Source organism: Citrobacter sp. Cu231 (genome assembly GCF_030332265.1).
Classification (GTDB): domain Bacteria; phylum Pseudomonadota; class Gammaproteobacteria; order Enterobacterales; family Enterobacteriaceae; genus Citrobacter; species Citrobacter meridianamericanus.
The window spans coordinates 37,115-43,213 of record NZ_JAOWIE010000050.1 but is presented as its reverse complement, the minus strand read 5'-3'; the positions used below and the strand labels follow the sequence as shown (position 1 = coordinate 43,213).

The following is a 6,099-nucleotide window of genomic DNA, read 5'->3' as shown; positions in this document are numbered from 1 at the left end:
CGGTAGTTCAGTTGGTTAGAATACCTGCCTGTCACGCAGGGGGTCGCGGGTTCGAGTCCCGTCCGTTCCGCCACTTATTAAGAGCCCTGAGCATTAGCTCAGGGCTTTTTCTTTTCCTGCAATTTAATTATTGCTACATCTGCAAAAATCCTCAGCATTTATCACTCTTTTTCTATAAAGAGCTGAAGGCCATAATCTTTTTAATTAACGAACATAGTGATTATAAAGAGGAATTCTATGGCTATCCCTGCATTCGGTTTGGGCACTTTCCGCCTGAAAGATGACGTGGTTATCGCTTCTGTTAAAACGGCGCTTGAGCTGGGCTACCGTGCTGTCGACACTGCGCAAATCTATGATAATGAAGCGGCTGTGGGGTAGGTAATTGCAGAAAGCGGCGTACCGCGTAACGAGTTGTACCTCACCACCAAGATCTGGATTGAAAATCTTAGCAAAGACAAACTAATCCCAAGCCTGAAAGAAAGCCTGAAGAAACTGCGTACAGATTATGTTGATCTGACGCTGATCCACTGGCCATCTCCGGGCGATGCGGTATCCGTTAAGGAGTTCATGCTGGCGCTGGGTCTGCATCTGGATGGCGAAGATAAAAAAGCGATCGTAGCACTGGACTGCAACGATCGTCTTGTCAGCCCGGAAGGACTGGCTCCTGCCTGGGATTAATTGCTCGATCCTTTGTACTCTTTAACCCTCTTTCACAGCTCCTTCGGGAGCTGTTTTTATATATTCACTTAAAAAGTCTATAAATGCCCGAATGCGTGTACTGACCGCACGATCGCTGTAATAAACGGCGCTGAAAGGCATTTTTACCGGCAGACGTTTATCGGCCAGCAGTTCCACCAGTTCTCCCCGCGCAATCTCTTTATCAATCATATAATCTGAAAGACATGCGATGCCGTTACCGCTCAGACAAAGCTGTTTTAACGTTTCCCCGCTGTTGGAAGAAATCCCGCACTCAACCTCATGGAGCTGTCCATCGCTACAGGCAATCGGCCAGGTATTGAGTGAAACGGGTTCGGAAAACCCCAGACACAGGTGCTGCTTTAGCTGTTCGATGGTCTCGGGCTTGCCAAAACGGGCAATATAGTCAGGGGACGCGATAATCTTGCGATAGCTGCTAAATAACGGGCGCGCACGCAGGCTCGAGTCAGTCAGGGTACCTGCTCGTATCGCGACATCCACTTTTCTTTCAATAAGATTGATGAACGTTTCTGAGGAGACAAGAGACAACGTCATCTCAGGATATCGCTCACGGAACGGTTTGATTAGCGGCATCAGGAAATGCAGCATCACCGGCGTTGCCGCATCGATACGCAGCAGACCGCGCGGAGTATTACGCGACTCCATGATTTCCGTTTCTGCGGCTGCCATCTCTTGCAGTATCTGCTGCACACGTCTGAAGTAACGCTCTCCTTCTTCAGTGAGACTTAGCTGCCGGGTCGTGCGATTAAGCAAACTTACGCCCAGTTTCATCTCCAGTTTTTTTACTGCCCGACTGATCGCAGAATTAGCCTGTCCGAGCTGTTCTGCTGCCCGGCTGAAACTGCCGCTTTCCACAACGGCCACAAAAATCGCAAGTTCATCGGATGTCGCTTTCATTTTTGCACCTGAAGCAAAATTATATTGAGATTTTGAATGTTTTTGTCATTAAAACATCCCGGCATACTGCGTGTCATCTGATTAATGATGTTATGGAGTTATTTATGCCTCTCGCTTTATTTGCACTCACAATTAGTGCCTTCGCTATTGGGACGACTGAGTTTGTGATTGTTGGCCTGGTACCGACTATCGCGCAACAGCTGGGGATCTCGTTACCTTCCGCCGGACTGCTGGTTTCAATTTACGCGCTGGGTGTGGCGATTGGCGCACCGGTGCTAACCGCTCTCACCGGACGTCTGCCGCGTAAACAGTTACTTGTAGCGCTGATGGTCCTGTTTACGGCAGGGAATTTGCTGGCATGGCAAGCTCCCGGGTATATGACACTCATTGTCGCCCGTTTGCTGACGGGACTAGCTCACGGTGTATTTTTCTCGATTGGCTCTACTATCGCGACCAGTTTGGTGCCAAAAGAGAAAGCGGCTTCCTCCATTGCCATTATGTTTGGCGGCTTAACGGTGGCGCTGGTAACGGGTGTGCCGCTGGGTACGTTTATCGGTCAGCACTTTGGCTGGCGTGAGACTTTCCTTGCAGTATCAATGTTAGGCGTGATTGCGCTGATCAGCAGTCAACTGCTGATCCCCGCCAACATTCCCGGTCGTGCAGCCGCCAGCATTCGCGACCAGGTGAAAGTGCTGACTCATCCCCGTCTGTTGCTGATTTACGCTGTTACGGCACTGGGCTACGGCGGCGTGTTGACAGCATTTACCTTCATGGCACCGATGATGCAGGATCTGGCGGGATTCTCTCCGGCAGCAGTAAGCTGGATCTTACTGGGTTACGGCGTATCAGTGGCTATCGGCAATATCTGGGGCGGTAAGCTGGCGGATAAGCATGGTGCGGTTCCTGCGTTGAAATTCATTTTCGCCGCGCTGTTTGTTCTGCTGATGGTTTTCCAACTGACGGCTTCCACGCAATACGCCGCGCTGGTTACCATTCTGGTGATGGGGATCTTTGCCTTTGGCAACGTACCAGGGTTGCAGGTCTACGTGGTACAGAAAGCGGAACAATTTACGCCTAATGCTGTTGATGTGGCGTCAGGGTTGAATATTGCGGCGTTTAACATTGGCATTGCACTGGGTTCAGTGATTGGTGGACAAACGGTCGAGCATTATGGTTTGGCGCAGACGCCGTGGATTGGCGCACTTATTGTCCTGGTTGCTTTCCTGCTAATGGGGTTCAGCGGTCGTCTTGATAAGCCCGCGCGTGTTGTTTTGGGGTAAATCATTGATGTAAGCGCCCACTTACAAAACAAACTGCAATTGTTCGTTGAAAGTGACTGCTAAAATCCCTATAACAGAAGAACCAGTCCGGCTGCGGACTGGTTGACGTTACAGAGGTTTGAAAGTCTAAAGTGCGAAAAAACACCTATGCCATGCGTTATGTTGCCGGACAACCCGCCGAGCGGATTTTACCGCCAGGGTCGTTTGCGCATATTGGCCAGGCATTACCCGCAGGCGTACCGTTGAGCAGTGAAGATCGCATTCGCGTGCTGGTATGGAATATTTTTAAACAGCAGCGAGCTGAATGGCAGTCGGTGTTGAAGAATTTTGGCAAAGACGCGCATCTGGTGTTATTGCAGGAAGCGCAAACCACGCCAGAACTGGTGCAGTTTGCGACCGCTAATTATCTTGCGGCCGATCAGGTTCCGGCCTTTGTGCTGCCTCAGCATCCCTCTGGCGTTATGACGCTTTCCTCCGCTCACCCAGTATACTGTTGCCCATTGCGCGAGCGTGAGCCTATTTTACGGCTGGCGAAATCGGCGCTGGTGACGGTGTACCCGTTGCCTGACACTCGGTTGTTAATGGTGGTGAATATCCACGCGGTTAACTTTAGCCTTGGCGTTGATGTCTATAGTAAGCAATTACTTCCCATTGGCGATCAGATTGCTCATCACAGCGGCCCGGTGATCATGGCTGGCGATTTTAATGCCTGGAGCCGTCGACGGATGAATGCGCTGTACCGCTTTGCGCGTGAAATGTCGCTGCGCCAGGTGCGCTTTACCGACGATCAGCGTCGCCGCGCGTTTGGTCGTCCTCTCGATTTTGTGTTCTATCGCGGTCTGAACGTGAGTGAAGCCTCAGTGCTGGTTACCCGCGCATCCGACCATAACCCGCTACTCGTTGAATTCAGTCCCGGCAAACCTGAACAATAATGGTGTGTCAGGTCTGCCGTAGGGCAGGCCTGTGATGGTTGCCCTTCATTTTTCACAACAACCGAAGGACAACACAATGACAACACGCTCTCATCATGACAACGTCGAAAAGCAGTTTGGCTCTCAGGCAAATGCCTATTTAACCAGTGCGGTGCATGCCTCTGGTCGTGACTTGCAACGTCTGGCAGAAAGGCTGTCGGCATTTCCGCTGGCCCGCGTACTGGATATGGGATGCGGAGCGGGGCACGCCAGCTTTGTGGCTGCGCAACACGTAAAGCAGGTCGTGGCTTATGATTTATCGTCACAGATGCTTGAAGTGGTCTCTGAAGCGGCAAAAGACAGAGGTCTGGAAAATATCCTCACACGGCAGGGGTATGCTGAAAGCCTGCCATTTGAAGATGACGTATTTGATGTAGTGATTAGCCGCTATTCCGCGCATCACTGGCATGATGTCGGGAGTGCGCTGCGGGAAGTGAATCGCGTTCTGAAGTCCGGCGGTGTGCTGATTGTGATGGATGTGATGTCGCCAGGCCATCCTGTACGTGATATCTGGTTGCAAACCGTGGAGGCGTTACGTGATACCTCGCACGTCCGCAACTATTCCAGCGGAGAGTGGCTGTCATTAATCAATAACGCCAATCTGATTGCCGATACCTTGTTAACCGATCGTCTGCCGCTGGAGTTCAGTTCGTGGGTGGCGCGGATGCGCACGCCTGCAGCGTTGAGTGACGCGATTCGTGTTTACCAACAGAGTGCTTCTGCCGAAGTGAAAACCTACTTTGCGTTGCAGGAAGATGGCTCGTTTACCAGCGACACGATCATGGTTGAGGCGCATAAAGCGGGATAAATAAAAAAGGCACTGGGGGGAAGCCAGTGCCTTTATTTCTACAATACTATCAGGAGTCCGGCATGCCGTTGTTTTTCACAAACAACGTTAGCTGATCGCCAGGCTGCAGATTGTCCGTATCGTTGTTCCAGCGCATCACATCCTTGATGTTAACCCCGTGACGCTTGGCAATGCTCGACAGTGAGTCGCCTTTACGCACACGATAGGTGATGCTATCGCTGTTATTAGCTAACCGTTGTGCGCTGGTACCCGCACCTACCGTCAGACTTTGGCCCACTTTCAGCGACGACCCACGCAGATTATTCCACTGCTGCAGATCCTTCGTGCTCACGCCAAGACGTGCAGCGACGCCGGAAAGCGTATCGCCAGAGCGAACTTTGTAGCTACGGCTGTTCAGCGGCGTGTTATCCGCAACCAGCGTTGACTGTACGGCCGCAATCTCGCCTGAAGCCAGAGACTCACGCAGCTTCTCTGCATGCTTCTTTGGCACCATCACATATTGCGGGCCGCTTGCACCCAACGTGGAGCCTTTCACGCCAGCATTGAAGGTCTTCAACTTGCTGACGGAGATACCCGCCATATCGGCAACCTGAGCCATTTCAACCGGGCTACTCAAGCGAACACGTGCCAACGCGCGGCTTTCGTCTGTTGTTGGCAGACGCACGCCATAGCGTTTGCTGTTTTTGAGTATATCGCTCAATGCCAGCATTTTAGGCACATACAGCTTTGTTTCCTGAGGCAATGGCAACGACCAAAAGTCAGTGGGTTTACCACGGGCTTTGTTCGTTTTAATCGCCTTCATGACACGTCCTTCACCGCTATTATAAGCAGCTACGGTCAGCAGCCAGTCGCCATCAAACATCTTGTTCAGACGCTGCATCATGTCCAGTGCGGCGGTGGTGGAAGCCACAACGTCGCGACGTGCATCATAATTGCGGGTCTGTTTTAAACCATAATTGCGCCCCGTGCTCGGAATGATCTGCCAAATACCTGCGGCATTGGCGCCAGACGTTGCGTGAGGATCAAAAGCGCTCTCCACTATGGGTAGTAGTACCAGTTCCATTGGCATGTTACGTTTCTTAACCTGCCCGGCTATCCAGTACATATACGGCTCTGCCCGTAAAGTTACATCGTGGAGATAGCTCTTATTGCGTAAATACTTCTGTTTCTGTTCGCGAATCCGGCTGTTTTCCGGAATTCCCATCTTTAGCTCGTCACCAATGAAAGCCCACAAATCTTGATCAGCAGCGATAGACGTTCCGTCGTCCATCCATCGCGCCTGACTTGTAAACTTTCCTGCTTCCCCTTGACCAGCTGCAGAAAGGCTCTGTGCGTGTTGTTGGACGTTACCAGTATTCTGGCACCCAACAAGCAGGACAGAGGCGAGTAATATCGCTTTTGCCTTCATGTGTGTGTCAATAGTTGC

At 51.4% G+C, this 6,099-nt stretch carries 5 protein-coding genes and 1 pseudogene; 4 read left to right on the top strand and 2 right to left on the bottom strand.

Annotation, left to right across the window (positions count from 1 at the left end; all coding sequences use genetic code 11):
* Positions 1-237 precede the first annotated feature (237 nt).
* A pseudogene (locus OGY15_RS22685) lies at positions 238-579 on the top strand (aldo/keto reductase); the annotation flags it as partial.
* Positions 580-699: 120 nt separating this feature from the next.
* Here OGY15_RS22685 and yafC read toward each other — a convergent pair.
* Positions 700-1,614 carry a DNA-binding transcriptional regulator YafC gene (gene yafC, locus OGY15_RS22680; protein ID WP_151224173.1) on the bottom strand — a complete coding sequence of 305 codons (915 nt, stop codon included), beginning with the start codon at positions 1,612-1,614 and terminating at the stop codon, positions 700-702.
* Between the two features lie 104 nt (positions 1,615-1,718).
* Between yafC and OGY15_RS22675 the strand changes: the two genes are divergently transcribed.
* The 3 genes from OGY15_RS22675 (at position 1,719) to OGY15_RS22665 (ending at position 4,673) form a co-directional block, all read left to right on the top strand.
* On the top strand, positions 1,719-2,894 hold the full coding sequence (locus OGY15_RS22675) for an MFS transporter (protein ID WP_286541203.1): 1,176 nt from the start codon (positions 1,719-1,721) through the stop codon (positions 2,892-2,894).
* A gap of 131 nt (positions 2,895-3,025) precedes the next feature.
* Positions 3,026-3,826 (top strand): endonuclease/exonuclease/phosphatase family protein, encoded by an 801-nt coding sequence (locus tag OGY15_RS22670; RefSeq protein ID WP_151218483.1) that lies wholly within the window; start codon positions 3,026-3,028, stop codon positions 3,824-3,826.
* Between the two features lie 76 nt (positions 3,827-3,902).
* The gene (locus OGY15_RS22665) at positions 3,903-4,673 is read left to right on the top strand and encodes a class I SAM-dependent methyltransferase (protein WP_286541202.1); all 771 of its coding nucleotides are present in this window, start codon (positions 3,903-3,905) and stop codon (positions 4,671-4,673) included.
* Positions 4,674-4,722: 49 nt separating this feature from the next.
* Here OGY15_RS22665 and mltD read toward each other — a convergent pair whose 3' ends face one another.
* Positions 4,723-6,081: a murein transglycosylase D gene (gene mltD, locus OGY15_RS22660; protein ID WP_187252998.1), complete on the bottom strand. Its 1,359-nt coding sequence runs from the start codon at positions 6,079-6,081 to the stop codon at positions 4,723-4,725.
* Positions 6,082-6,099 lie beyond the last annotated feature (18 nt).

Bases quoted from the DNA above. Each gene is read 5' to 3' on its own strand.
- mltD (WP_187252998.1), bottom strand. From the start codon at position 6,081: ATGAAGGCAAAAGCGATATTACTCGCCTCTGTCCTGCTTGTTGGGTGC.
- OGY15_RS22665 (WP_286541202.1), top strand. From the start codon at position 3,903: ATGACAACACGCTCTCATCATGACAACGTCGAAAAGCAGTTTGGCTCT.
- yafC (WP_151224173.1), bottom strand. From the start codon at position 1,614: ATGAAAGCGACATCCGATGAACTTGCGATTTTTGTGGCCGTTGTGGAA.
- OGY15_RS22675 (WP_286541203.1), top strand. From the start codon at position 1,719: ATGCCTCTCGCTTTATTTGCACTCACAATTAGTGCCTTCGCTATTGGG.